We start from the raw sequence: 24,592 nt of genomic DNA, 5'->3' as shown, positions 1-24,592 counted from the left end.
CATGCATCCTTGATAAATGAGGGGGGCGGGGTCACACTGGGGGTGTGATGACCGTGCACAAACTCAGTGCGGGCGACGGCTACACGTACTACACCCGTGAAGTCGCTAGCGGTGATGAACTACGGGCCAAAGACCGCGAGCTAGGGGAGTACTACCACCTCTCCGGCTACCCACCGGGGCAGTGGGGTGGGCGAGGGGCCGAAAACCTCGAAGTCGCAGGAACAGTCACCGAGAAACAGATGCAACTGCTCTATGGAGAAGGTCTTCACCCCCGCTTTGGTGAGAGCAGCGAACTCAGCGGGGAACCGTTCGAGAAGGACCTGGGACAACGCTACAAACGCTTTTCCCAGAGAGAGAATGTCCTGCAGAAGCGCATCACAACCGTGCTGGGCGATTTTGAGCGTCTGCAGCACCGGGCCCCTGATGTGGATGAACGTCGACGCCTGAGGTCAAAGGTCGGCGCCCAGTACTTCCGCGAACTACACGGCCGCAACCCGGCCTCCAAGGAGGAACTGGGCCGCTTCATTGCCCAGCACATGCGCCCCGCAGCCCAGGCCGTCGCCGGATTCGACCTCGTCTTTTCCCCACCCAAATCCGTGTCTTACCTGTGGGGCGTAGGTGGCGACAAAGTGCGCGTGGCCATCGAGCAGGCGCACCTTCAGGCCGTGGAATCGACCATGGCCTACCTCGAGGATACCGCCGTCTATACGCGGCGGGGAAAGAACGGGGTGCGGCAGCAAGACGTCGCTGGCGGGCTCATCTACACGCGCTTCCGTCACTACGATTCCCGTGACGGGGATCCACAATTGCATGACCATGTCGTGGTCTCCAACAAGGTATTGGGTACCGACGAGAGATGGGGGACCCTGGATGGTGCGTTGCTGTATCAGTTCAATGTGGCAGCCAGTGAGCACTACAACCGCCACGTCATGGAGAACGTCTGCGAATCCCTCGGTGTGGCCACCACGATGCGGCCGGTGCCGGGGAAGCGTCCAGTCACGGAGATCGCTGGCATCGATGTGGCCGCCATCGAGGCCGCATCCTCCCGCCGCGGACAGATCCAATCGGCACTGAGGATACTGGTGGATACGTTCCGGTCCGAGCACGGCTACGAACCGAATCGCAAACAAATGATCCACCTGAGCCAGCAAGCAACCCTCACTACCAGGGCGGACAAGAAACACGGCAAACCGCTGGCGGAATTGGTGGAAGGGTGGCAGCAGAAGTTCGGCAGCTCCCTGCACCTGCCAGTCGGAGAAGCCGCACTTCTACGGGCCCAGAAGGCTCGAAAGGCTCTGGGAATTGGTGCATCATCGAGCCCCTTCGAGCTCTCTGGGCTGGAGTTGCAGAGCGTCGCCGTGAGCGTGGTGCAGCGGCTCGAATCCGAGCGTGCCGTCTGGGGTGAACACCACGTGCAGGCCGAAGCCACCCGCCAACTCGGTGCTATCGCCGGACCCCGGAAACTGCCCGACGCTCTCGTATTCGCCCTCACCCACACCGTTCTGGAACATCACTGCTTGTGCCTAACCGCGGATCTCCCGGTCCCCGCGCCGGTGGCTGGGGCGATGACAGCGGTGCACAAATACCAGAAAGCCAAGCGTCAGCTCTACACCTCACCCACGGTCCTGGCGGCCGAAAGTGATCTTTTGGGTGCCGCACAGCGCGTGGTTATCCCCGTGGCTACCCACGATCATTTCACCCGCATCCTAGGCGAAGTAGAAGGATGGCTTGATGAGGGACAACGGAGCCTGGCCGAAGAATTCACCTGCAGTGACCGGCTGCTGAAAATCGGCATCGGCCCGGCCGGAACCGGTAAAACCACGGCCATGCGGCTCGTCGCGGACACCACCCAAGCTGCCGGCGGCAGGGTTCTAGCCGTGGCACCGACCGCAGCAGCTGCCACCTTGCTGGGACAAGAAATTGGCACCGAAGCGATGACCCTGGACGCCTTTGTCCTGGGCGCCAATGAACCCTCCGAACACTTTGTCCCCCTCAAACCAGGGGACATGCTCTTGCTCGATGAGGCGGGCATGGTTGGCACCGGGCTCTTCGCCCAAGCCGTGAGCCTGGCAGCCAAGCACGGGGCTCTCATTCGGGCCATCGGCGATGACCGCCAACTCGGAGCCATCGGCTGCGGGGGCGCCCTGCGGATGATCGATGAAGACGAACCAGCGGTGCGTCTGGAAACCGTGCACCGCTTCCGCCACCCGGACGGAACGCCACACGAGGAAGAAGCCGCCGCCAGCCTGGTCCTGCGCCAAGCACCCTTGCTCGGCACCGATGACCCGTGGGCGTTCTACTGGGATCATCACCGGATCATGGCCGGGGACACCGAATTGATGGAACACCACGTCTTTGCCGGATGGCAAAAAGACCAAAATGCAGGGCACCACGCGCTGATGATCGCCCCCAACAACGCCCTGGTCGGTGCGCTGAACGACCGTGCGCAGGCTTACCGCATCGAACTTGGCGAGCTGCCCACAGATACCAGTGCGGTTCTGCAACCCGGTGCCCGGGCCTATGTAGGGGATGTGGTGGTGACCCGACGCAACGACCGCCGCCTAGTCGTGAACCGCGGGCACGACTTCGTGAAAAACAACGACGTCTGGATTATCACCGGCATCCGGGCCGATGGGGCGCTGGATGTGCAGCACCGTGACCACCGCGGCACCTCCACCCTGCCCGCCGAATATGTGCAGACCCATGTGGAGCTCGGCTACGCCTCGACCATCCACCGCGCCCAAGGCATGACCTACGACAGTTCCCACGCCTTACTGGCCGCCGGGTTGGACCGGGCGCAGGCCTATGTGGCCACCAGCCGCGGACGGTACGACAACAAGATCTATGTGGCCCTAGAAACGGGGGAGGACGCCCCGGAGGTGTTGGCGCGGATTGCCGGAAATACCGAGGGGAACCTCAGCGCGCACGACACCTCAACGGCCGAACGAGCCCTCTCCCGCGGCATCGAACACCTAGGCGCCATCCACCGCGACCTGGTTGAACAGGCCCGCGAACAACGCCTACTAGCCATCCTGGCAGCTCAGGTGGGCGACGAGGCCGCCAACCTGTATTTCCGTGCCCCGGCCTGGGGAGCCCTCGTCCACCACCTAGGAAACGCGGAAGACCAGGGACTCGAGATACATCGGCTCGTCCAGGACGCCGTGAACGAGCGGGAAATTGACTCGGCGCAGGACCGATCGGCCGTGCTGGCCTGGAGAGTGGAGCGACTCATGGCAAACCTCGAACAGCTAATATCCGAGTCCCACCGCCCCCTGAAGGTCGTCCCCACCGAGCACCTTCAGCGGCTGTCCGTCCTCGCCAGAGAACGTCACCACGGCATCATCGATGAACCCATCGCCGTCGAAACACGCGGAATCAAGCCCTGGCGCCGCCGCCTCTACGGTCATCTGGGAGATGACGAACTCACCGCACGTATCGGGCGGTGCGAGGAAGAACGGGACCGGCAGATCCCGTCCGACCCGCAGAACAAGACCCAAGAGCTGACCTGGGAAGTGGATGCACTTCGCCAGGAACGAGCACTACGGGGCACTATGTCTGAGGACGTGTACCGGGCTGAGACCTTTGAACGTGCACGCACCAGCCGAATCCGCGGCGCCGACACCATCGTGGAACGACTCAACGACGAACTGGAAGTGCGTTCCCTCTTGGATGAGCGCGAACACGAAACTCAGAGGGATCTGCCCGAATGGTTTGCCCCCACCGAACACCTCTGGAAACCCGAAACCCCGGAGGTTTGGGCCACGCAAATCCAGCAATACCGCACCGTGGCGAAACGCGAGTTCACTCGGGTGGGTGCCGAACTGGCCGAGAACCCGCCGGCCTGGCTCACCGATCTGGGGCCGGTGCCTCGCCGAGGTGACCGGCACCGGGACTGGTGTGATCTCGCGGCCGAAATTCTCGCCTACCGCCACACCTACAACATCCCCGACAGCGAACCGCTAATGGTCCCTAAAGACCACCGCAACAACCCGATCGCCCTAGACCTCAAAGCCCGGGCAACCTCCCTGCACAAGCACAGCAGCCTCACCACGAAGCCGCCCTTGAACCAGGAGGAACGGACAATCGATCGCCTCGAGGCCGAACTGGCGGCCCCCGGCACCGCACCGACGGCGGCCGAGGAGGCCATTGCCGAACTGCGTCGACGCCGCGCCGGGAAGAGGCAACCGGATCCTGTGACGTTCATGGAGCAGGACGCGGGAAAAGAGGCCATGCCTGCGCGTCCGCAGCCCGATGACGAAGAGGATGGGCGCCGAACTTTGCGGGAGCGGCTTGCACGGCTGCAGGATCCGAACCTACCGAAGGCGCGCAGGGCCCGGCGGCACGATGGCCCCGTTACCGGCCCGGAATCCGAAGGCCCGCGCTTGGGGTAACCGGCCCGTCACGGGGTTCGGAGCAATGACTCGTGGTGGTCTGTCTCCGAGGGCACCGGAGCAGGCAACGAACTGCAACGATGGCTGTGGCGCTTGTGATTGCCTCACGAGGTGGCTGGGCTCTTCTGTGTGGCACACAATTTCATGGCCGATCGCGAGTAGAATTGATTCACTAGTCCATCAGGTAGTTTCCGGCTGTTCCTGCACTTACGAGTTCGGCGGAACCTCTGGTGGATGTGGCGACAAAGAGGCGTGGGAAGGAAACGGCATGACCATGACAGAGCAGCGATCCAAGTGGGTCAACGAGGCCGCCCACAGCATGAGTCTCGAGGGTCTTGAAGTCAGTGACGAATACCGTGCGGAATCTGAAGAGTATGTCACGGGAAAAGTGACATCAGACGAACTGGTAAGAAAAGCACGTGCACGGTTTGGGCTCGACTGATTTCGATAGTTCAGCTCCCGATCCCTATCTAGATCCGTCAACAGGTATTCTCAGGAACCTCGTCGGAGCGACCACTAGTAAAGAGCTTGCGGCAGCAGAAGCTGACCTCGTGGCTGCTCGTGTGATCCAGTTGCGTGACAGCGCGCATATCGAGCCGAGCCGGGACCTTCAAGAGTTCCAGGCAATCCACCGGCAACTTTTTGGCGACATTTTTGCATGGGCCGGACACCTCCGGACGATTGATTTGGCGCGTCCCCACAACGAGCCTTTTTGCCCCGTAAATCTGATCGAGCGGGCAGCGGCGACTATTTCCCGCGAACTCGCTGAGGACAACCACCTCCAAGGTCTGGAGCGACGGGAATTCGTGGAAAAACTGTCCTTCTACTACGACAGTTTCAACTACATCCACCCCTTTCGGGAAGGTAATGGTCGGACCCAGCGGGAATTCTGGACCAGGGTGGCCGAAGATGCCGGATGGTACATCGACTGGGGCAAAGTGCATGGAAAACAACTTAACGAAGCCAGCCAGATCGCCCGCGAAGAGCAGAACTACCAACCGCTCATCGTGATGTTCAGCGACTGCATACGCCCCTTGGACCCTTGAACATCACGCCTCTCGGGCTCAACGCCCCGTTGCTGGCATTGGCGGACCAGGACCAGAGAACAAGACCGCCAAAGAGGGCAGGCCTGTCTTTTGGATGATGTGCGTGCTTACCCCGAGAATCCTCCAGTGAGCATGGCGTTGGCCGCTGCCCGAGTCTCCTTGTATCGATCTTCCATGATGGCCTCCACGGGGGAGTCCTCCTCCAACCAGGGGTTCGAGCCGATGAACCATAGCCGGGCCACGTGTTCCCCGTGCGCCTCGGACAGCTCGGTCCACAGGCGGATTGCTGCCATGAGGCGTCGGACTGCCGCCTGATTGGGCTCCGGGCCGTCTTCCTTGGCCCACTTGTGAGAGATTCGACGATCCTTGCTGCCGGCCAGCCCGGCAACCAGGGTCGGTCCCAGTCCAGAGTTGAGTCGGCGGACGATTTCCTGGATGCCGAGTTCATTGGTGCGGACCGCTGCGGATCCCACGACTGCGTCGTTGGACATGATTGGCCTTCCTTGATGTTTGGGTGAATCTTCATGGCGTCACTCTGAGCGCGAGTGCCCCACCAAATCGTCGTACGACATCTCCACGCTTGGCAGTCGTCAAAACCGGTCGGCATTCCATCGCCACATGCGTCGGTTGACCTGCCCTCAATTTCTGCGTAAGGATCTGCAACCCCTGAGGCGCGGGGATCCAACCGGCATCGGGCTTCCTTATGTGTTGGAGCTTCACTAATGAGCTTCTGGCTGCCATTTTCATCGTCAATAGTGGCAATGATCGCAGCCGGGCTTGGCGGGGTCCTTATCTGCAAGCGTTCCGGGTTCGGTCAGTGACCAGTTTTGAACCGCCGGCGCAGCTCAGCGGCACGGATTGACTCGGCGTCATCGGCGTCTGAATCGAGCCCATCAAGTTGCCGCTGAAGATCGACGTGATCGCTTGATTCCGGATTGCTTGCGGCAAGCTGCTGTTTGAGCGTGAGTCGCAATTCATGGATCTCGCGAAGCCTACGTGCCGCCATGGATTCGCTGGTCATTCCCCAAGGATAGACGCGTATAGCCGGAATCGGACGAAGGGGATGCGGGCTCCGCGATCAAATTGTCTGGGAAACGCCTACCCTTGGATTGAGACTAATGTTCTAATTAAATCTTCAGGATGTGGTTAATGTGAAAATTTCTTCTATTCGGCTGTACCGCGCAGACTCCGTCGTACAGGTAGCACTCACTGCTGTGGCGGCAGGATATCCCAGTCCGGCGCAGGACTATTTCGACGGCACACTCAATTTGAGCGAGCACCTCATTCATGACACCACCAGCACCTTTGTCGTTCGTGTATCCGGATCATCCATGGAGGGGGCAGGGATCGCTGATGGCGATGAACTGATCGTGAACCGTGCTCGCAAACCCATTGACGGCTCGGTGGTGATCGCTGTCCTTGATGGTGAAATGACGGTCAAACGCCTCCGGATGACTCCGTCAGGGATCGTGCTGCAGGCGGAGAATCCGGAGTATCCAGACATCAGCGTCGGTGAACTTGCTTCACTGGAAATCTGGGCAGTGGCAGAAACATGCCTCCACAGACTCTAAATGGTGCTATTCCTGCCATTCCGCTGAGCTGGCCCATCAGCAGCCCTTTCATGACCGGAAGGGGAACCTCTGGGGGGCGGTTGACCATTTCCATACGATCTAGGACTCTATATCGGCCCTCTGACAATCAGCAGATCCATCTCACTCCCTGGCCACAACCAGGTAACCCATGATCTGAGGTTCCCTGACCGCCTGGCACCACCAAGTCACCGAGCCCGAGACGGACCTCTGAAAATATCTCCAGCAAGATCCCTTAGCACGCGGGCCAAAAGCAAATAATTGCTCAAGATCCCGAGCAACTTCTAATTCTTAAGCTCCCCATGTCCGGCCCGCAGCGATACTGCACGGCATAAATGACGATTTCGTTTCACTACATCCCACTTCCAGGGGTGTGACTGCGTGCAGGTTTTCAGATGCAGTGGCTACTCTTGAGTACAACACCATCGACCCCAATAACTGCAGGAGCTAAAAGTCATGGACCCGATATTCAACAAGAACGGCGCTGTCGTTGCTTGGCTTTACGGCAAAGACATCTTGGACCTGGGCGGAGCGCACCGAGGTTTTGTTAACGGCAGTAGTGTGATCAGCTACCAGAAGGGGTACCACCTTGGTTGGTTCGAACAGGGTGTCTTCTGGGACTCCCAGAACCGTGCCATCGGGATGACGCGCGACATCTCCGCCTCCATCCCTCGCCCAGGACTCAGCGGTGTGCCAGGCAGGCCGGGGATCGGCGGCCGTCCTGGACGGCCTGGCATCCCGGGGACACCGGGTAAGCCCGGGCGATCCGGCGGCTGGTCCACACAAGAATGGAACGACTGGATGCCAAGCAAGTAGCAGTCGCGTCGATCTGCCCCTAGATCCTTTCGTTCCATTTCCAAGGAACCGGGATATTCCCCCGCCGGTCAAAATGTCATTTTCAGAAGTCGCCTGCACAAATTTCAGCACCCGTCTGCACGGCCTTCATAATTCCGTCAGACGAACGCTCACTGAGACGGTATGAATGCTTGGGGGCAGCGGATGCTACACGTCAGTTCTCCGCAGCGATTCGGATGCAGCAGGGCGGTATTTGCTCCGGTCCTCGCAAGGAAGCCGTTGTAGACCCGCCGTCTCTAGACGCTGGCCTGGCCGGCCCTCAGTGCAGAAAGCCAGCTGTCCCAAGCGGGCCGAAGCAGCGTGGTCAAGGCGTCATAGCCCCCTGCTCATGGATGAGCCCCATCGCCCTCGCGCACCTCGCGCCGCCAAACATCATGGACCTGCATCTGACTCACGACACTCACGTACGGAACGGACTGACGAGCGCATTCAGCCTCCAACAAGGCATCCAGGACAACGACCCGTTCGCTGTGCGCATCGTCATCGACCGCTGGCGGACCGACCATCAGGACAGGCCACCCCGACTTGCCGAACTGCGTCAAAAGCTCACGCAAATGGGATACCGACGCTTCGGCTGCGACCCGTGATGCACCGGATTCAAACATGGTGTCGTTGACGCCGAAAGACAACACCACACCCGCATGGCTTCCGGCAGGAAGCCTGGGCGTGCATTCCGCCCGGAAGCGGCGGAGGATGTCGGCGCTGGTGTCTCGTCTAATGCCCAGGTTGTAGGCGGTCAGCGCGTGTCCTTGTGCATGGCTTCGCGCTGCCAAGCGTCCGGCCCAGCCCAGGCGTCGGGCGTCCCCGACTCCGGCCACGAAGGAGTCACCGATAAAGCAGACTCGCACATCCGGGTCCGACTGCTCCTCGATATCAGCGGCATTCGCCTGAACCATGCTCATCCCTCCTGGGCTGCATTGTTGTTGCGGCCTTGGACGGTGATGCCCAACGCGTCCAGCACTGGCCAGAGTGTTGACGGGTTGTGGTCCACTCCGGGCACGTATTCAGTGATACCTACACCCACAAGGTTGCCCCGGGTCCGAAGCTTGTTGATCACCGCGACCAAGGTAGCGATGCCCAGCCCACCGGGCTCGGGAACAGCCACCGCTGGCCACACTGTGGGGTCCAGAACATCCAGATCCAGGTGCACGTAGAGCGGTGCACCGTCGGGCAGCCACCGGACCAGAAGTTCTTCCAGGAGGTCCGGTTCGTTTTGCAGTTGCTCGGGGTTGATTACTGGCAGCTCGTGTGCGGCAATGAATGCCTGCTCGGGAGGGTCCATGGAGCGGGTGCCCAGGAGCGCGCATCGTTGTGGAGACAGGGTGGTGGACGGGACCAAATCCGGGTGGCCCTCGCCGAAGAGGGTGCGCAGTGGCATGCCGTGTGCTTGTCCGCTGGGGCTGGATTCCGGCGTGTTCAAATCGGCGTGGGCATCGATCCACACCACGTGCAGGTCCGGGTGGATTAAGGCCATGTGCGACACTGAGGCCACTTCCATGGTGCAGTCCCCGCCCAGGGTTAGTAGGCTGCTCGGCATAAGAGCCCGCAAGACATTCGAGGCCGCGATCAGATGGGTCTCGACGGCATCGTGGCTTTCGATCAAGGAGTTGTCCTCGTTGTTCGCGTGCGTATCGCGTGTTCCAAAGTCCGGTTCGACGATGTGTCGCACGGTCGATGGAGAGAGCATCTCGGCCAAACGAGTGGAGCCCTGCGCAATTCCAGGCTCGCCGCTGCCTTGCCATAACGGCACCACCAGCTGAAGGTCCCAATCGGTCACTTCGATCCCCAACTCATCTGTTGCTACCAGGTTCGGTTATTCTCATGCTAAGGCAGTGTCCGATGCTGACTGAATTCGTGAGTACGCAAGTGACGGCCGATATTTCCCGAGGATGTCGTCCATGAATGACCCATGGTCTAGAACATGGGTCGCAGTCCGCAAGCGGAACCTTTACTGGGCATTTTGGGGGTGCGGACAGATCTGGGAATGGCACAGGACCCTGTGATGAGTCGTCCCGGGCGGGAATTCACTTTTTCGATCCGGACTTCAACGTGGTCGCCAAACGCTTTGACATCAAATTGGTGTAAAGCGCGGGTAGTTCAACCGATGGTGGCCATTGGTGCCTCCGCGCAATTGTGCACCAGCGGATCCAGTAGACACCCTGTAGTCCATCGTTGTGGCGTTTCGAGGTTCAGGGTCTTGTGGCGCTGGAAATCCGGTACTAGGCGACCGGATCTTTGATGACGGCAAGTCAGGTCCCTTCGCAGAAGCGCGTGTTCAACCCGATAATCCTCAGGGGAGCATGGCGTTGGCCGCTGCCCGGGTCTCCTTGTACCGGTCTTCAATGATGGCCTTCACCTGGAAGTCCTCATCCAGCCAGAGGCACGAGCTGTTAAACCACAACCGTGCCACGTGCTCTCCACGTGCCTCGGACAGCTCGGTCAGCAGGCGGATTGCTGCCTGCAAGGCCGATGGCCAAAAATGATCAAAGTCCGCCGTGGAGTCGGTGCGCGATCTGCCGGATTCTTACTGCATTGAGGATGGGGTCGCGGACTTTATCTGATTACGATTGCGCGGCAACCCCGGTGGATCCACACTCCGATATATGACACCGGTCGATGACACTCCAAACATCTGACTAGTTATTATTTAGTTCCTGTGTTTGATATGTTAATCCTGAGTCGGCTCGTATGGCGATCGTAGATGAGATCGTTAGAAGTTGGCAATGAAGGTTTTCGAACGGAGGCCGACGCCATGACAGGCGTCGAAAGACATGTACACGGAGAAACAGCTTGATCTGGAGATTCTAAAGCTCGCTTGGAAGGCATATGGCGACGATGAAGATCATGAAGGATCGTGCGATAAAGCCCTGACCCTGGAGACGTTGGAAGCGTTGACGGTCGTCAAGATGCACTGTGAGCGGATGGAACGCCAGCTTGTTAAATCTGCTCGGTGGCATGGGAGCCCTTGGTCTCAAATCGGAGAAGCCATGGGAGTTACTCGCCAGGCCGTCCAAAAGAAGTACTCAACCAGCGGTGAGGGCGGGGGCGCCGAAGGTCTGCGTCGTTTGGGGCCCGTTACTCGCCGAGATGAAGTTTTGGAGCTTGGTGCCTCGGCTCTGGAAGGCTGGATTCCCACGCAATCGTTCCATGGGCACCACCTGTTGAGGCGGACGACGAATGGACAATGGGAATTGAGTCGTCGCTTTGTATTCTCACCGTCCCCACCTGACGGTGATGGATGGAGCGTCTCCAGCATCCGGTTTCCTGATTGTTTTCTTGTACGTCGTCTCATTGATGGTTGACACCGATACTTGTGTCAAGGGATCATTGACACATGATTGAAAACGAGAAAAACATAAATGCGCAGCAACGTAAGTTGGACCTCTACAGGCGTATCGCCAAATGGATCACGATTGGTCTGGCTGTTGTTCTACTTCTAAGCCTGTTGGTTGGCATGCCGCTACCGGTGCTGATTCTCGCCCCGGCTAGTGTCGCATTCTTGATTGCAGTCCTTGCATGGATCGCTTGCTTCCTAATCGACAGGCGGAGTTCCAGCCTCCACGCTGCGGATGGCACTTCCTGGAAGCCTTCGGATGAGAACTGATCATGGCCACGAATGACGAATCGCTGGCGGCGATATTGGCGCGCATTGGCTTGCAGCGCCTGGGAATTGAGAACCCGGACGAGTCCCAAGGGCTCGACGCCTCGCAACTAGTTAGATCGGTCGTGGTACTTGACTCCATGCGGGCGGAGATACTCCGCTTGCAGCAGGACGCGGTTCAAGCGGCTCGCGCACAAGGGGTGCCATGGAGTCTGCTCGGTGATGCAATGGGCATCTCCCGGCAAGCCATGCAGCAGAGGTTTGGCAAGGAAGGTCTGAAGCTGTCAAGTGACAGTGCGAGGGTAATGCTCGGTCCCACGACTAGAGGTGACGAAGTGAACATCCTTGAAGCCGCAGGACTACTCGGGTGGAAACTGAGAGCTTCTAGGCATGGTGAACACTCTGTCGAAATGACGGACCGAAAGTGGTCGGTGCGGCGCGATTCAATGCTTTCGCTGCGGCGAGTTGAACAAAAAAGCTCCCGGGAATGGGAAGTTGCTGCGGTTCGATTTCCGGACGTTTTTTATGTTAAGGACCAAGGAGGCTTGTAGGCGCACGTCAATATAGGTTGCGCACATATGCAACCAACGTTGACTAAAATTGATTGATTAACCCTTGCCTTTCGACAATACTGGACTCGTTGACGTCATGGAATGCAGCGATAATCGTTGAAATTCATGATATTCGTTCAGTTTTTTTGAAGGGAAATGAAATGGATAAGAAAAGAACTGGAAGTCCGGCGGGTCGTGTTGATCTGTCGGGTGACCCGTTGTACGAAATTTCGGCGGACTCGGCAGAGGCCCAGGCCTTGGCTGGTGGCAACTGGTGGGAGTGGGACGGGAACACGCTGCTGTTCGGCTCCTGTCAACTCGGCACTCGTGGTTGCTGCGGCAAATGGGCCTAACACCTAGAGTCAGAATTTGTCCGTCTCGTAGTCTTTAAATTTCTTTAGGGGAAATAAATGAAAATTACTGCCACCATGGAAAAGTTTGATCCGGCTGGATTCGTTGATCTGAGTGACCTTGACGACGGATCGGTTGAAGGTATCGCCTCGGCTGCACGCGGTAGTCAAACGATGAAGACACTCGGCTGCTGCTGGTGCCTGCCTTGGTACTCATCGTGGACGAAGTGCGGATTGGTCTGCAACACGCCCAGCTGCGTCTGAGCCAAAGTCAGTCCGGCCCGGCATCGTTACGAAAGACGAGGCCGGGCCGGACGTCGTCCGGCCCCAAGCGGCCATAACTGAGTGAATACGGGTTGTTGAGGAGCGGAAAGAAATGCTGGTAGATGAGCAAACGGGAAGCGTAGTTGATCCGGAGACGGAGCAGAGGGCGTTCCCGTGGTGGAGGGCCTTGACGACGCGGGAACTTGTAGATCTCGATGGAGTAGCTGGTGATTTCACCGGTATCAGGCCCGAGAGCCCTGAAACGCTAGGCCTTTGGTCCCAAACCAAAGTCTGGGCTGAAGGGATCGAAGTGGTCTCGGAGATTTTGCAGATGGATCCAATGGATCTCAGCAAGGCACTGACTCTGGCCGAAATCGATGGTGACCTTTCGGGCGTGGTCGCCCCACCCGAATGGGAGGCTACGCGCCAGCGATGGTGGCGCCGAGCAAATATTCGGGATTCCTCGTCGACTATGCCCTATCAGACGCTCGTTCAAGGAGCTGTTGACGAACTGCGTGAGTCCATGGAATTACTCCTGCCGGGCCCAAGTAGTAGGCAAAATCGCCTCGTCCATGCAGTGGCAGTTGCACTGCTTGACCTTCCGCCGTTGGAGGACGTGCAGAATCTAACGACCCGGACCTTGGTTCAAGAATTGCATAACCAGGCTGGCAACGAAGATTCATCGGCGACATTCGGCGAACTCATCGCTCAGGAGCGCTTCGAAGAAAACTTGACTTGGAAGTATCCGGTTCTCACTCGGTTGGTGGTGACTCGGCTACTTTTCTGGCAGGCGCGGCTATTGGAGTTCGTAAAGCATCTAATGCTCGATCTGCCGGTACTAGAAGAAGAAAAGTTCCTTGACTTTTCCGATCATCCGGAAGGAGAGCTCCCGAAGGGTCCTGACGTCATCGATATTTCGATAGGTGCTGGTGACTCCCATCTGGAAGGTCGAAGCGTCATTGTGGTTACAACCCGGTATGGCGTACTCGTGTATAAACCGCGAGGTGGGACGAACGAAATCGCACTTCAGAATTTGCGTGACCGGCTCTTTGGTGATGTCGGTCCACTTAGCTTCGCTGTGCCCCACGTCATCGACCGAGGAAGTTGGTCGTGGCATGAACATATCAAGGACGATCCGCTAGAGGCTGAAGATGCCGCCGGAGCAGCCCGGACATTGGGCGCACTATCCGCAGTCATCAATATTCTCGGGGGAAATGACTTCCACCACGAAAACGTTCGGTTTGCGGGCGGGCGTGCCTGCCCTGTCGATTTGGAAACAGTTGTTCGCGTTGACGCGCGACAGGCGACCCAACCACTCGATGAGAATGCAGACCCGGCCTTTCGTGTGCTGATGGATTCGGTTGCAGTTGCAGGGATTGTCCCAGGCAAGATCGTATCCAGAAGCCCAGACGGAGGAATTGAAGCGACGGACATCAGCGTGGTGGGCTACTCTGCTGGGCAAAGGACGCCCATGGTCGTCCCAACACTTAGCACTGACGAAGCGGGACTGCCGCGGATCATCGAGGCCTTGATCGACGACGACGGAGGACCCGGCGAACCATTATTGCGAATCCACGGCGAAGAGTTCCTCGAAGGCTTTCTTGCCGCCGCATCTGCATGCCGAACTCAGGTGGCGCTAGCGTCCGGACCGGATGATGTTGTCGACTATTTCGACCGGGCGCAACTGCGATATATTCCTCGACCGACCATGGTCTACGCTAAACTCCTCTCGGAATCATTTCACCCGTTTTTCCTGCAGTTTGGTACGGCACGCGATGTTGTCTTAGCCAAAGCTTGGAACGGCTACGTTAATGCCCCAGGCCGACTTGAACTCATCCGTTCCGAGTACCGTTCGTTGCTGGTAGGGGATATTCCGCACATCAGCTGTTCTCTGGATGACGCGTCCCCATGGGACGGAGAAGTAGCTGGCGCACCGACAATCCGTGAGCGCCTTGCCACGAGACTGGTCGATGTCTTGGACGCCGCCCACGTGGAATATCAGAAACGAGTGATTGAGCAGAGCTTTGCATCTATTGGTGCACCTATTCGCAACATAGACACCTTAGGGAGGCTGACTTCCTCCGAGACCGCAAATGGCCCGGCAAGATCGATCATGGGGAGGGCTGTCGCAGGATTTAGGGAAGTTGAAGAGACCCTAGCTAGCACGACCTTAATCGCAGCCTCGGCCGCGCATTGGACGGTGGCCCCCGTCGGCTTCGAAACTTATAACGGTCGTGCCGGGATGCTACTCGCGGATCAAGCACTTCAGAGTGAGGGGTCCAGCGAAGTATCCCTTCACCACGACCTCCTGCTCCGGTCGATGCGCCCCATGGAAGCGATAGTACACGCCGGCCTTGCTGGCGATGGGGCTGCATTGAGAGCAATGGATGTTGGTGCAGCATCCAGTCTGGCTGGTTGGGCGGCCTGCCTAGCCACAGTCCCAGGACTGCGACGCGACATTGATGTAGAAGGTGCGGCTCGGGATGTGGTCGAACTACTTATCCATCTCATCGACGAAGATAAGACGTACGACGTCATGTCCGGCAGCGCTGGATCGATCGCTACTGCTCTTGCAGTTAGAGGCATTGTTGACGACGATCGACTCCAAGCCCTGATAACCAAGGCTACGCGCCACCTGAAGGTACATGCAGAAGAAGCTGCACAAGGCATCGGGTGGCGCGATCCTGAGACTGGTCAACTTCTTGGCGGGTTCTCACATGGTGCTGCAGGAATTGCTACTTACCTATTGGCGGGTGCGCGTGAGACCGGGGACCGCGAAGCGCTCCTTCTTGGGCGGGCCGCTCTTGACTTTGATGACTCCCTTTTCGACGCGAATACTCTTAACTGGCCCGACCTGCGTGATGGACTGGAGCCTGCCGCGTCCATGCGCGCTTGGTGCCACGGTTCGCCCGGAGCTCTCTTGGCCAGGGCGCTTTCCTGGAACTCTTTGGACGAAGCCCGGCAACAGGAATATGGAAGGATCTTTGACCCAGTCTCAAAAGCGATCCTCGATGAGATCGATGGAAGCCTCCTGTCCACTGGCGCTGACTTCCTCGGCGACTGCTTGTGCCATGGTCGACTAGGTAACCTCGTGATTCTCAAAATGCTAGCGGAGGCCGGATTCTTGCAACGTGGGACCCACGAGCGGCTGGATCGGACCGTCGAGGCATCGATCAGCTCCATCTGCTCTCGAGGGCCACGTCTTGGTGGACTCCCAGGAGCCCCCATCCCCGACCTCTTCATGGGACTGAGTGGGGTGTCTTGGGGACTCCGCCGGCTGATGGGAAATAACCAGTCGGTCACTTGGGAAGCTCTGTCCTTTGGCCTTGCGGTACCGCGTAGCAAGGTCGTTCACACGGCATGAGCATGACAACGAATATCGATGTCGAGGCGAGCGAACTGGTTCCGACCATCCGTCCGAGGTGGTGGCCGAGCATGGCTGGAGTGGTTCTTGTTGCGGGTATCTTCTGGGCAGCCGTATCCGTTCCGTATTCGGCCACATGGTCTGGAACCGTTAAAAGTCATGCGGGCGAATCGTGCGTCATTCAACCCACGGAAACGAATCAGGTTCCTCTGCGGGTGATTCAGATTCTCGGTGCTGACACTATTCGATCCGGGAATCAAGTCACGGTCTCTCCGTGTCCCGGGCCGCGGCTTCAAGTCAACACGCCAATTGAAGTCAATGAACAAAGCACGCTGTGGAAAACCGTCCACTCATTCTTAGGCAATGGAGGTGGCAGTCTATGAGAACAGTATTGCAATCGACTGAAACTGAATGCGGCCTTGCCGCGTTATCCACCCTTATGTCGCACTACGGCTACGAGACGACCATTCAAGAAATGCGGCAGTTTGCCGCGCCGGGACGCTCAGGTCTTAATCTCGCCCAGATGCGCTCTATTGCAACTCGTCAGGGCTTCGACGTCAAGCTGTTCGGCGTGAACTCCTCTGCTCAACTCTCAGACTTCCCAGTGCCGGCGATTGCGTTCTGGGAAAACTCTCACTACGTTGTCATAAGCCGGATACGCCGCGGAAGAGTCGAAGTTATCGACCCCGCCGTCGGGGAGATTGTGGTCGATGCTGAGGAGTTCGCCGCCAGCTTCAGTGGCGTTCTCATGACAGTTAGCCCCGGGGAAGAGTTTAAGCGAAGGCGGACCAAGCAGGGCGGTCTGCTGCCGTTTGTAGTCAAGTACCTCCCGCACAATACATCGTGGATGTTTGGCCTTCCCGTTTTAGCTGGACTTGTTTCAATGCTGGCCCTGTTGCCAGCTCTGACAACTCAGGTCGTGGTTGACCATCTAGTTCCCTTTGGGCTTGAGAACGCGGTGCTCCCTTTGGCATTGCTATTTGTCGGCGTTGCTCTCTTTCATTTTCTGCTTGTGCTGGCGCGGTCGGAAATGATCCTCTGGCTTGAGAAATCAATTGATGTTGCCATGATGTTGAGGATGTTCCGACACCTACTCAAGCTGCCTTTCTCGTACTTCATGAACCGGTCAAGCGGCGATTTGTTAGTAAGGTTCTCGTCTGCGTCAACGATCCGAGATGCCGTTAGCGGACGACTGTTTCCGCTCTTCATGGACGGGATGTTGCTGTTGTTCTACGGGATGGTCCTGGCTTCTTACCACGTTTTCTATCTACTGGCAGTCTTGGCGCTTCTCTTCATTTTCGGTGGCATCGTCCTGTTTACCTTGGGTTTATCAAAGCGCCTAGCCGACAAAGAACTCCAGAAGATGGCTGAGAGCCAGTCGATTCTATTGGAATCGATCGAGGGTATCGAGACGATTAAGTCGTTGGGACTGGAAACGGAATCCCAAGAACGGTACGAGGCTCGTTACCTCGAGAGTGTTCGGTGGTCGGTACAGCGTGAGCGGCTCGAGAATGTTCTCTATGCGGTCTTCCAAGCCTTTTCACTCTTCGTGCCCTTAGCACTTCTGTGCATGGGAGTTTTCCTTTTTAGCATGGGGGAAATGACCATTGGTCAGCTTTTGGCTGCAGGGACGCTGGCAGGTACGGCTATCGGTCCAGTTCAAAATATCGGGATTGCTCTGCAGAGCCTACAGACGGTCGGTGTACACACCGCGCGGCTCCAAGACATTACCGACGAAGCTCCCGAGGCCATGGGCGGAGGCGAGGCTATCGATTTCCAGGGACAAGTTGAATTTGTGGACGTGACTATCGCCTACGACGGCGAAAAACCGGTTATCGAGGGCGCTTCTTTCTCTTTGCTTGCGGGACAGACCGCGGCCATAGTCGGCCCGTCTGGGGCCGGGAAGAGCACACTGGCGAAGACCATCCTCGGGTTGCTGCCAACAAAGGTGGGCACGATTCGATACCAAGGGTTCGATAGTACTCAAGTCGATTTGCACAGCGTTCGATCGCGCGTCGGCTTGGTCACGCAGACCGTCTCAGGAATCAGCGGCAGCCTAGGGGACAACATCGCCTTCGGACGCGAATGGATCACTCGGGACGACATGCTGGAGGCCTGCGCGATGGCAGGACTGACAGAGCTCCTGAAGACATTGCCCATGGGGCTTGACACGCCGTTGGGTGAATCGGGGAAGGGCCTTTCGGGGGGCCAGCTCCAGAGACTAGCCATTGCCCGTGCAATTGTGGGACGGCCTTCCCTGCTGGTTCTAGATGAGGCAACGAGCCACTTGGACGAGCAAACGGAAAAGGATGTCACAGAGCAGCTCAGCAAGCTCAACATGACCAAGGTGGTTATTGCGCACCGGCTGTCCACAATAAAAAACGCAGACGTTGTATTTAGGCTTGATGAGGCAGGTGGCGGTCTCTCCACCATGTCGGTATTGGAATACCTAGAGTTCCGTAACGAAGCGGCTGAAGAGGACACTGCATCGGTTTTGGCCGATGGCCACTTCGATGCCCTCGAACCGGAAAAAGAAACCTCAGCATTCCGGGAATCTTCCGGAATCCATATTGCCTTCAAGGGAGATTGAAAGAATGGGTATCAAGGTTAGCGGCTTAAACCAGCGACTCGGTGGCAGGGATGTCCTAAAGGACGTGGCCTTTACTGCGGCTCCGGGCAGGATCACTGGGTTCCTCGGGCCGAATGGTGCTGGGAAGACAACCACTCTCAGTTCCATGCTTGGCCTTATCCCGGTTTCAGGGGCCGAGATTACTTTCGGCGGACAACCGCTCGCTTCCCTGCCTCGAGGCAAAGGAGGCGTATGCGCGCTGTTCGAAAAGAAAGGTCAAGATGGTTGGCGTCGAGGAATTGGGCATTTACGTATGGTGGCTGATGCCGTTGGTGCCGATTCAGGTGAGATTAATCAGGCCATCGAGAAAGTTGGGTTGCAGGGGGCTTCGAAGCGGAGAATCCGCACGTACTCGCTTGGAATGCGTCAGAGGCTGGGCTTGGCGGAGATGCTCATTGGTTCGCCGAACTATGTTCTCTTGGATGAACCGATGAATGGACTTGACCCGGAGGGAATTCAATGGCTCCGTGACCTCCTGATCGAAGTAGCGGAACGGGGGGCCACTGTATTAGTTTCGTCCCACATGCTGAACGAAGCTGAACAGTTCGTACAGGATGTGGTCCTGCTCCGGGATGGAGCAGTCGCTTTTAGAGGAGACGTGGACGATCTGCGCTCCGGACAATCATTGGAGCAGGCATACCTGCGTTTCGCGAGGGAGGGCAAGTGACGATGGTTGCTGCATTGAAGTTTGAGATTCAAAAAACGGTGGGGACGCCGGTCATCCCCGGCATCATGATTCTATGTGTTCTGTTTGCAGGACTAATTTCCTTCGGCACCGGGTCAGGAATGATGTCACAGGTGGAATACGGTGTTCCCTCTCGTACACCCGAGGAATTCGAGGATCTGGTCCGTTACTATCTGTACTCATCAACGGGGAGATCGGCGTACTTCGGAACGTTCTTGGTGGGCGTTCTGGTTGCTACGGCCGACCAGTCGAATGGTCTGTTCGCAAAGACACTGATCTTCTTCAAGTCGCGGGCGATGGTCACAGTGGCAAAGATTGGGACCGTCGTGGTGATTTCCTTGGTCACCGCTGTTGTCGGCGTTGCAGTGAGTTTCGCAATTGTCTATGCCTTGATGTCAAGTGAACCATCATTCACATCCGAATCTATTACTGCGGCACAATGGGCCATCGGAGCCCGGACAGTAGTCACTTTCGCGGTATGGGGCCTGATCGGCTTTGGTCTCGGACTCATCGTGCGAAACCAGGTGGCCGCCGTCGTTATCGTTCTGTTGTTCACCTTGTTCCTGGAACCAATGCTAACCTCGTTCAGCAACGAAAATACCGATTTTGCTACTATCGGCAAATTCTTGCCCGGATCGGCTAATTGGGCCATAGTCTGGCCAGTGGATGCTACAGGAAGCGACAGCGCAATGGGCGGGCTGGGTGGGGAAGCACTCCAGGTTGGTCCGGCAATGGCGGTTTTGGGGGCCTACGCGGTTGTGTTGATTGTCATCGGTTACGTCATTGGAGTCCGGCGCCGTGCGCTTACCGTGTGAGGTCCGGAGTGAAGGACACGATGTCATATCGAAGCGCATACGACATTTTTCGTCCAGCGGGGTGAATGCATGAGGTACTTGTTTCAGTTTCTTCTGATGGTCGGTACCGTTCTAATGGTTCTGGGTGCAGTCAATTGGCTGTTCGTTGGAGTACCGAGAGTCACCCCGTTCATGACATCGGCCGGGGCGGTGGTCCTCGTCGCTTCAGTGGTCTGGATCATCGTTGCGAGGCGGCGAGCTCGCAGGATGGAGTAGCCCGCTGCTCTAGGCCCAAGGTTTGATTCTTAGCAGAATTCAAGAATCATGATGGCATTTTTGAAGTGATACCAGTGTTTGTGCCTGTTGTGGTCTCTGACCGTTCTGCTGAATTGTCACAATCTTTACATGGGATACTCCAGACTAGGTGCCGTGGTTGCAGTCAAATTTGATAATAGGGCGACTTGCCAAGACCCAAGTCTCTGGATGTCATTCTGAACCTGGCACAAGGGATAATGGACGCTGAATTTTTCGTCACCGGTCAGCCAAAGCTAAGGTTTTTTACACTTTGGCTGACCGGTTTGGCCCGAGCCGACAACGCGTCGAGCCACGCTTCAAATGCGGGCTGCTCGGGGCCGTCAAAGTCTGGGGCATGAGGTTCCCGATGGGCGCCCAGGCAGTTGCCCCATCCAGCAGCTTTGTCCCTCGAGAGCCGTGCGATGGTGGGATGAAGGATCCGCTCATGCCAATACGCCGGCGCATCATCGGGCTCCTCCAACCCACAGTAGGCAGCCTGCCAGGCCACGAACACGGCCACCAATTCCTGAACGACGGCGCGGTGAAGGAACCAGCACGGAGGGATCACGTGTTCCTCGACTCCGGGGTAGTTGTCGTTGTACCAACTAATCCAATCGTTGAGCTGGCCTAGGATCTTGCGCCGCTGTATTTCGGTCCCGTCCTTTAGATTCCACGGCGAAGGATCCTGAAAATCAGGGGAGCTGTTCGGCCGTTCTAGATGTTTGACTAGTGCTGCCAGCGTTTTCTGCTGGTCCTGCATCATCGTGTGCAGATACTCGAGCTTGTTGTCATGGTCTAGGACAACTTCTTCGATGGTGCCCTTAGCTTCCGCGGCGGGCGAGACGTTCTCCGATCCGGTTCCCGATCCGTCCGATGAATCTTCCGTATCCATGGCTCTGCACCTCCGCCCCCAGGTCTTCATCGACGAAGAACTTCCCGCACATCAATTCTGCTTGGCGGCTTTGTTCCTTGAGGTGCTTCCAGTCTTTGCGCTCCCACAAGGGGTGCATCCGCCCTACGAAGGGCGGCAGGTTCCGATACACCACCAATGCTTCCCCGACACGCAGGTGCTTGATCTCCTCAGGCGTCATGACCTGTACATCTTCGACACTGGTGGTCGTGGAGCCTCCGTTGCGGCCGGTGGAATGGCTGCGGCGTTGCTTCTGCTTAGTACTCATTTCGGCCGCGTAGTCTTTCAGCGCTTCGCGCTTGAGTCCGGGCATCAGGATGATGACGTTCGCGGTCTCCTGGATGGCCTTGGCCGCTTCAAGACCCCAACGAGCCTCGTTTTGGGCGAAGGATGATGAGAAGCCCAGCACCCGGATGCCGCGTCCCCCGGAATCTGAGAGCACCGCCGGCATGTCCTGAATGGCGGCCACATTCGGTGCCTCATCTAAGAACATGGTGAACACTGGCCAAAGCCTGCCCCCGGCGCGTTGCTGGGACAGGTGTCTGGCGGTGCGGAACACGAAGTCGGTAAACATCGTTACCAGTGGTGCTAGCGGGGAGGCTTCCCCGTCGGCAATGACATAGAGGGTGTTTTGTCCGTTCAGGAATTCTTCGGCATCAAAGGTACTTTGATTTCCGGGAATTAATTGGGCAAGGACACGCTCGGATGCTAGAGGTTCGAAGAGTCCTTGGAGGGTCATCTTGATGCCATCCACTGCCTCCCCGGCACGCGAGGTGCGCAGGTCCACTAATCGGGCGATGAAAGATTCTGGGGCTCCGTTGCGGCGCAAAATTTCCACCGGTTCCGCGTCGCTGAAGTCCGATGCCCAGCGCATGACATCACGCAGGTCTTTGCTCTCCAACGCGGCGGCGTGCAGAAGCCGGCCGAGGACGGCAGCGGCCTGGTCGGCGAACCAGTCACCGTTTTTCACGTTTCCCTTGGAGGTGGCCCGTGCCCAGGCCTTGCCGCGGGCCAGTGCCTCGGTGTCTTTCTGGCATCCGTGCACCGGATTCCAGAAGACCTGGTGGGGCCAGCCGCTGATTTGTTCCAGATCAAAGGCAAATACCTGGCCTGTTTCCAGACGGGGGACTGCGGTGTGGGTGAGGACATCGACCTTGGTGGAAGTCGCCAAGACCGGACCCGGAGCGCTGAGAATTCCTGGGGCGACAATGGTGAGGGTCTTGCCAGCACGGGTGGGGGCGTAGACCCAGCAGGAATCCTCGAACTGCATGTAGAGCGGTTTCCTGCGCTGGCTTGTTGTCGCCATGGACACCACGAGGTCCTTGTCTTTGGTCCCGGGTGGGACCCGCAGGCCCTTGCGTGCATATTTGGCAGCATGGCGAAGGGACAGGACTCGCAAGGTTCCGGCTGAAGGACCCTGGCCGCTGTTCTTGGTCCGCAAGTTCTTGCTGCCTTCAACGAGGACCGCCGCCGCAAAGACCATGGCGATGAACAATCCGACTGCGATGAATGTGGAGGCGAACGGCCAGGAAACCTGGCCCTGCACGATGGCCGCGCCAAGGTTCGGGATGTTCCAGGTGATGGCCGAGCCCGTGGGGGTTAGCGCCTCGCCGAGGTTCAACGCTAGGTAGGGGACGGTAAGAAGCAGGACCAGCATCAGCAGCGGGCCCAGTGCAGTGCCGCGCGGATTAGTTGCGGGCATGTTGCACCTGCTTCATTGCTGCATCGGTGTCGGTGAGCGTGACCTCACTGGGGCTGCGCAGGTGCCTGGCCCTGATCGGCACCTCACTGCCGATCTTCAGCAGACAGCTACCCGTGGGCATTTTCAGAATGTCTAGGTAACTGGAGGCCGGCAGGTCATACATTTCCAACACCGCCCGGGCATCGGCCGGTTTCTTCTGCTGGTAAATGAAGATGGTGTCGCATTCCTTGATGATGGCCCGGGCGGTGGATCCTTCGGGGACATCGCTGATGTGGTGGAACGCGAAATGGCTGGATAAGCCCAGAGCGCGCGAGAGCTTGAGGTTCCGGGCGATCACTTCGGCGACCGTGCCGTGCACCAGATGCCACGCTTCCTCAACCAACAAGTGCGTGGGACGGGTTTGGGTACGACGGTGCAGCATGTTCGCCAGCCACGTGTTCACCAGCGTCATCACGATCGCCAGGGCTGGACCCGATTCGGGAAGGTTGGACACATCGAACACCGTTAGGCCTTCACCGAGCTGCACATCGGGGGAGGTCTCTCCGTCGATGAGCCCGGCCAAATCGTCACTGATCAGCCGTTCAAGTTCAAAAGCGATCTCTAAGCCCCAACCGCGTAGCTCGGCGCGAGGGACCTCTACCTCGGTCGCGTCCTGTTCGTCCGGGTGCAGCAAGGCCTCCAGTACATGGCTGATCGTTGCCACATATCCCTGCTCGGTGGCGGTGTGGAGGGCTCGGCGGTGTGCGGTCCGTAACGCCTTGCCTTCAAACGGGGACAAAGCCCGGCCGAGGGCTTCTTCGGTGACGGCCCGCAGCAACATGGATTGCCCGGCCGGAGAGCCAGTGTTTTGCTCGTCGTGATCCCCCGTCCCGATCCGAGGATCAAGGATGTTGATGCAGGATCCGCCGCCGCCAATCCTGAAGATGATCGGTTCTCGGCCCAGATGCCTGGATAGGGGAGCGTATTCTCCTTCCCCCGTGTTCTTCTGAAGTTTTTTGTCCAGGACGACGACGTCGCGGCCCAAGATCAAGGGACGGAGCAGTCCCCAGGTTTTCATGGCGGAGCTTTTCCCGGATCCAAGGTCCCCGATATAGCAAACGTTGGGGTTCTGGACAGTATGTCCGTAGGCGAAGAACGGGTCGTGGCTAATGATCCAGCCGGTACTAGTGTCTAGGCCGAAGATCAGTCCCTTGTGGTTGGTCGGGGGAGCCGCAACGGCCAGCAGGCTGGCCTCCATCTGCCGGGTCGAGGACAGCGCACCGGGCGGGGCCGGGTCATAGAGCCCAAGCTTGGAGCCGGTGGATAGCCGACGGTGGGCGTGCCACCGCAAACTATTCTCCCCACTGGCAATGCTCTGATTTTCTGCGATTCCGGATCTTTTGCTGCGTCGGAACCGGCCTGCAGCCGTCGCGCCGACCGCCGTCGTCTTCGAGGGCACGCTGCCCTGTTGAGGCGTGGGCATCTGGTCGGTGGCGCCGCGTGGCTGGTCATTTCGGCGAGCACCGCGCCGTGGTCTACTGACTTTGGCAAGTCCTTGGTCTTGGTCTTGGTGTTTGGCGCCTCGTCG

21 protein-coding genes are annotated in these 24,592 nt (G+C 58.2%); 13 read left to right on the top strand and 8 right to left on the bottom strand.

All coding sequences use genetic code 11. From position 1 onward, the window contains the following. The first annotated feature begins 47 nt into the window (after window positions 1-47). The 3 genes from mobF to HED64_RS14260 all read left to right on the top strand — a co-directional run bounded on the left by mobF (window position 48) and on the right by HED64_RS14260 (window position 5,437). Window positions 48-4,391 carry a MobF family relaxase gene (mobF, locus tag HED64_RS14270; RefSeq protein WP_168152683.1) on the top strand — a complete coding sequence of 1,448 codons (4,344 nt, stop codon included), beginning with the start codon at window positions 48-50 and terminating at the stop codon, window positions 4,389-4,391. A gap of 268 nt (window positions 4,392-4,659) precedes the next feature. Further along, window positions 4,660-4,833, top strand: a complete 174-nt coding sequence (locus HED64_RS14265) for an antitoxin VbhA family protein (RefSeq protein ID WP_168152682.1) — start codon at window positions 4,660-4,662, stop codon at window positions 4,831-4,833. Next, entirely contained in the window at window positions 4,811-5,437 is a 627-nt protein-coding gene (locus HED64_RS14260) for a Fic/DOC family protein (RefSeq protein WP_342590734.1), read from the top strand. The genes HED64_RS14265 and HED64_RS14260 overlap by 23 nt, the downstream gene beginning before the upstream one ends. 107 nt (window positions 5,438-5,544) lie before the next feature. Here the strand turns inward: HED64_RS14260 and HED64_RS14255 are convergent, their stop codons facing one another. After that, window positions 5,545-5,928, bottom strand: coding sequence for a hypothetical protein (locus HED64_RS14255; protein ID WP_168152681.1), 384 nt, complete (start codon window positions 5,926-5,928; stop codon window positions 5,545-5,547). A 323-nt stretch (window positions 5,929-6,251) separates the two neighbouring features. Further along, on the bottom strand, window positions 6,252-6,458 hold the full coding sequence (locus HED64_RS14250; protein ID WP_168152680.1) for a hypothetical protein: 207 nt from the start codon (window positions 6,456-6,458) through the stop codon (window positions 6,252-6,254). A 130-nt stretch (window positions 6,459-6,588) separates the two neighbouring features. Here HED64_RS14250 and HED64_RS14245 point away from each other — a divergent pair, with 130 nt between their 5' ends. Together HED64_RS14245 and HED64_RS19695 are read left to right on the top strand one after the other, a co-directional pair. After that, window positions 6,589-7,008: a LexA family protein gene (locus HED64_RS14245; protein ID WP_168152679.1), complete on the top strand. Its 420-nt coding sequence runs from the start codon at window positions 6,589-6,591 to the stop codon at window positions 7,006-7,008. Between the two features lie 474 nt (window positions 7,009-7,482). Continuing rightward, a complete protein-coding gene (locus HED64_RS19695; protein ID WP_210149734.1) occupies window positions 7,483-7,842 on the top strand; it encodes a 4-fold beta flower protein in 360 nt (119 codons plus the stop codon). A 365-nt stretch (window positions 7,843-8,207) separates the two neighbouring features. On the opposite strand, the gene HED64_RS14235 is transcribed toward HED64_RS19695, so the two are convergent. From HED64_RS14235 to HED64_RS14225, 3 genes are all read right to left on the bottom strand, one after another. Further along, window positions 8,208-8,777: a DUF459 domain-containing protein gene (locus HED64_RS14235; RefSeq protein WP_168152678.1), complete on the bottom strand. Its 570-nt coding sequence runs from the start codon at window positions 8,775-8,777 to the stop codon at window positions 8,208-8,210. Between the two features lie 2 nt (window positions 8,778-8,779). Continuing rightward, window positions 8,780-9,658, bottom strand: coding sequence for an arginase family protein (locus tag HED64_RS14230; RefSeq protein WP_168152677.1), 879 nt, complete (start codon window positions 9,656-9,658; stop codon window positions 8,780-8,782). Window positions 9,659-10,171: 513 nt separating this feature from the next. Then, window positions 10,172-10,345 carry a hypothetical protein gene (locus tag HED64_RS14225; RefSeq protein WP_168152676.1) on the bottom strand — a complete coding sequence of 58 codons (174 nt, stop codon included), beginning with the start codon at window positions 10,343-10,345 and terminating at the stop codon, window positions 10,172-10,174. A gap of 307 nt (window positions 10,346-10,652) precedes the next feature. On the opposite strand from HED64_RS14225, the gene HED64_RS14220 reads away from it, so the two are divergent. The 8 genes from HED64_RS14220 (at window position 10,653) to HED64_RS14185 (ending at window position 20,140) form a co-directional block, all read left to right on the top strand. Continuing rightward, the gene (locus HED64_RS14220; protein WP_168152609.1) at window positions 10,653-11,183 is read left to right on the top strand and encodes a hypothetical protein; all 531 of its coding nucleotides are present in this window, start codon (window positions 10,653-10,655) and stop codon (window positions 11,181-11,183) included. A 32-nt stretch (window positions 11,184-11,215) separates the two neighbouring features. After that, complete coding sequence (locus HED64_RS14215) at window positions 11,216-11,485, top strand: hypothetical protein (RefSeq protein WP_168152675.1); 270 nt, start codon at window positions 11,216-11,218, stop codon at window positions 11,483-11,485. Between the two features lie 2 nt (window positions 11,486-11,487). Continuing rightward, window positions 11,488-12,033: a hypothetical protein gene (locus tag HED64_RS14210; protein ID WP_168152674.1), complete on the top strand. Its 546-nt coding sequence runs from the start codon at window positions 11,488-11,490 to the stop codon at window positions 12,031-12,033. Between the two features lie 410 nt (window positions 12,034-12,443). Then, window positions 12,444-12,647: a hypothetical protein gene (locus HED64_RS14205; RefSeq protein ID WP_168152608.1), complete on the top strand. Its 204-nt coding sequence runs from the start codon at window positions 12,444-12,446 to the stop codon at window positions 12,645-12,647. Between the two features lie 112 nt (window positions 12,648-12,759). Then, complete coding sequence (locus tag HED64_RS14200) at window positions 12,760-16,011, top strand: type 2 lanthipeptide synthetase LanM family protein (RefSeq protein WP_168152673.1); 3,252 nt, start codon at window positions 12,760-12,762, stop codon at window positions 16,009-16,011. Between the two features lie 379 nt (window positions 16,012-16,390). Next, a complete protein-coding gene (locus HED64_RS14195; protein WP_168152672.1) occupies window positions 16,391-18,601 on the top strand; it encodes a peptidase domain-containing ABC transporter in 2,211 nt (736 codons plus the stop codon). 4 nt (window positions 18,602-18,605) lie between these two features. Next, window positions 18,606-19,307 carry an ABC transporter ATP-binding protein gene (locus HED64_RS14190; protein WP_168152671.1) on the top strand — a complete coding sequence of 234 codons (702 nt, stop codon included), beginning with the start codon at window positions 18,606-18,608 and terminating at the stop codon, window positions 19,305-19,307. Between the two features lie 2 nt (window positions 19,308-19,309). After that, window positions 19,310-20,140, top strand: coding sequence for a hypothetical protein (locus HED64_RS14185; protein WP_168152670.1), 831 nt, complete (start codon window positions 19,310-19,312; stop codon window positions 20,138-20,140). A 517-nt stretch (window positions 20,141-20,657) separates the two neighbouring features. On the opposite strand, the gene HED64_RS14180 is transcribed toward HED64_RS14185, so the two are convergent. The 3 genes from HED64_RS14180 to HED64_RS14170 are packed head-to-tail and all read right to left on the bottom strand — an operon-like array spanning window position 20,658 to window position 24,355. After that, window positions 20,658-21,305, bottom strand: coding sequence for a hypothetical protein (locus HED64_RS14180; RefSeq protein ID WP_168152669.1), 648 nt, complete (start codon window positions 21,303-21,305; stop codon window positions 20,658-20,660). Beyond that, window positions 21,235-23,025 carry a type IV secretory system conjugative DNA transfer family protein gene (locus tag HED64_RS14175; RefSeq protein WP_168152668.1) on the bottom strand — a complete coding sequence of 597 codons (1,791 nt, stop codon included), beginning with the start codon at window positions 23,023-23,025 and terminating at the stop codon, window positions 21,235-21,237. Before HED64_RS14175 ends, HED64_RS14180 begins: the two co-directional genes overlap by 71 nt. Continuing rightward, window positions 23,012-24,355, bottom strand: a complete 1,344-nt coding sequence (locus HED64_RS14170; protein WP_245326010.1) for an ATP/GTP-binding protein — start codon at window positions 24,353-24,355, stop codon at window positions 23,012-23,014. The genes HED64_RS14175 and HED64_RS14170 overlap by 14 nt, the downstream gene beginning before the upstream one ends. Between the last annotated feature and the right edge of the window lie 237 nt (window positions 24,356-24,592).

The sequence above is a fragment of the Paeniglutamicibacter terrestris genome (genome assembly GCF_012271785.1).
Taxonomy (GTDB): domain Bacteria; phylum Actinomycetota; class Actinomycetes; order Actinomycetales; family Micrococcaceae; genus Paeniglutamicibacter; species Paeniglutamicibacter terrestris.
Note: the sequence above shows the minus strand (reverse complement) of the source record. Positions and strands in the feature narration are given on the sequence as shown.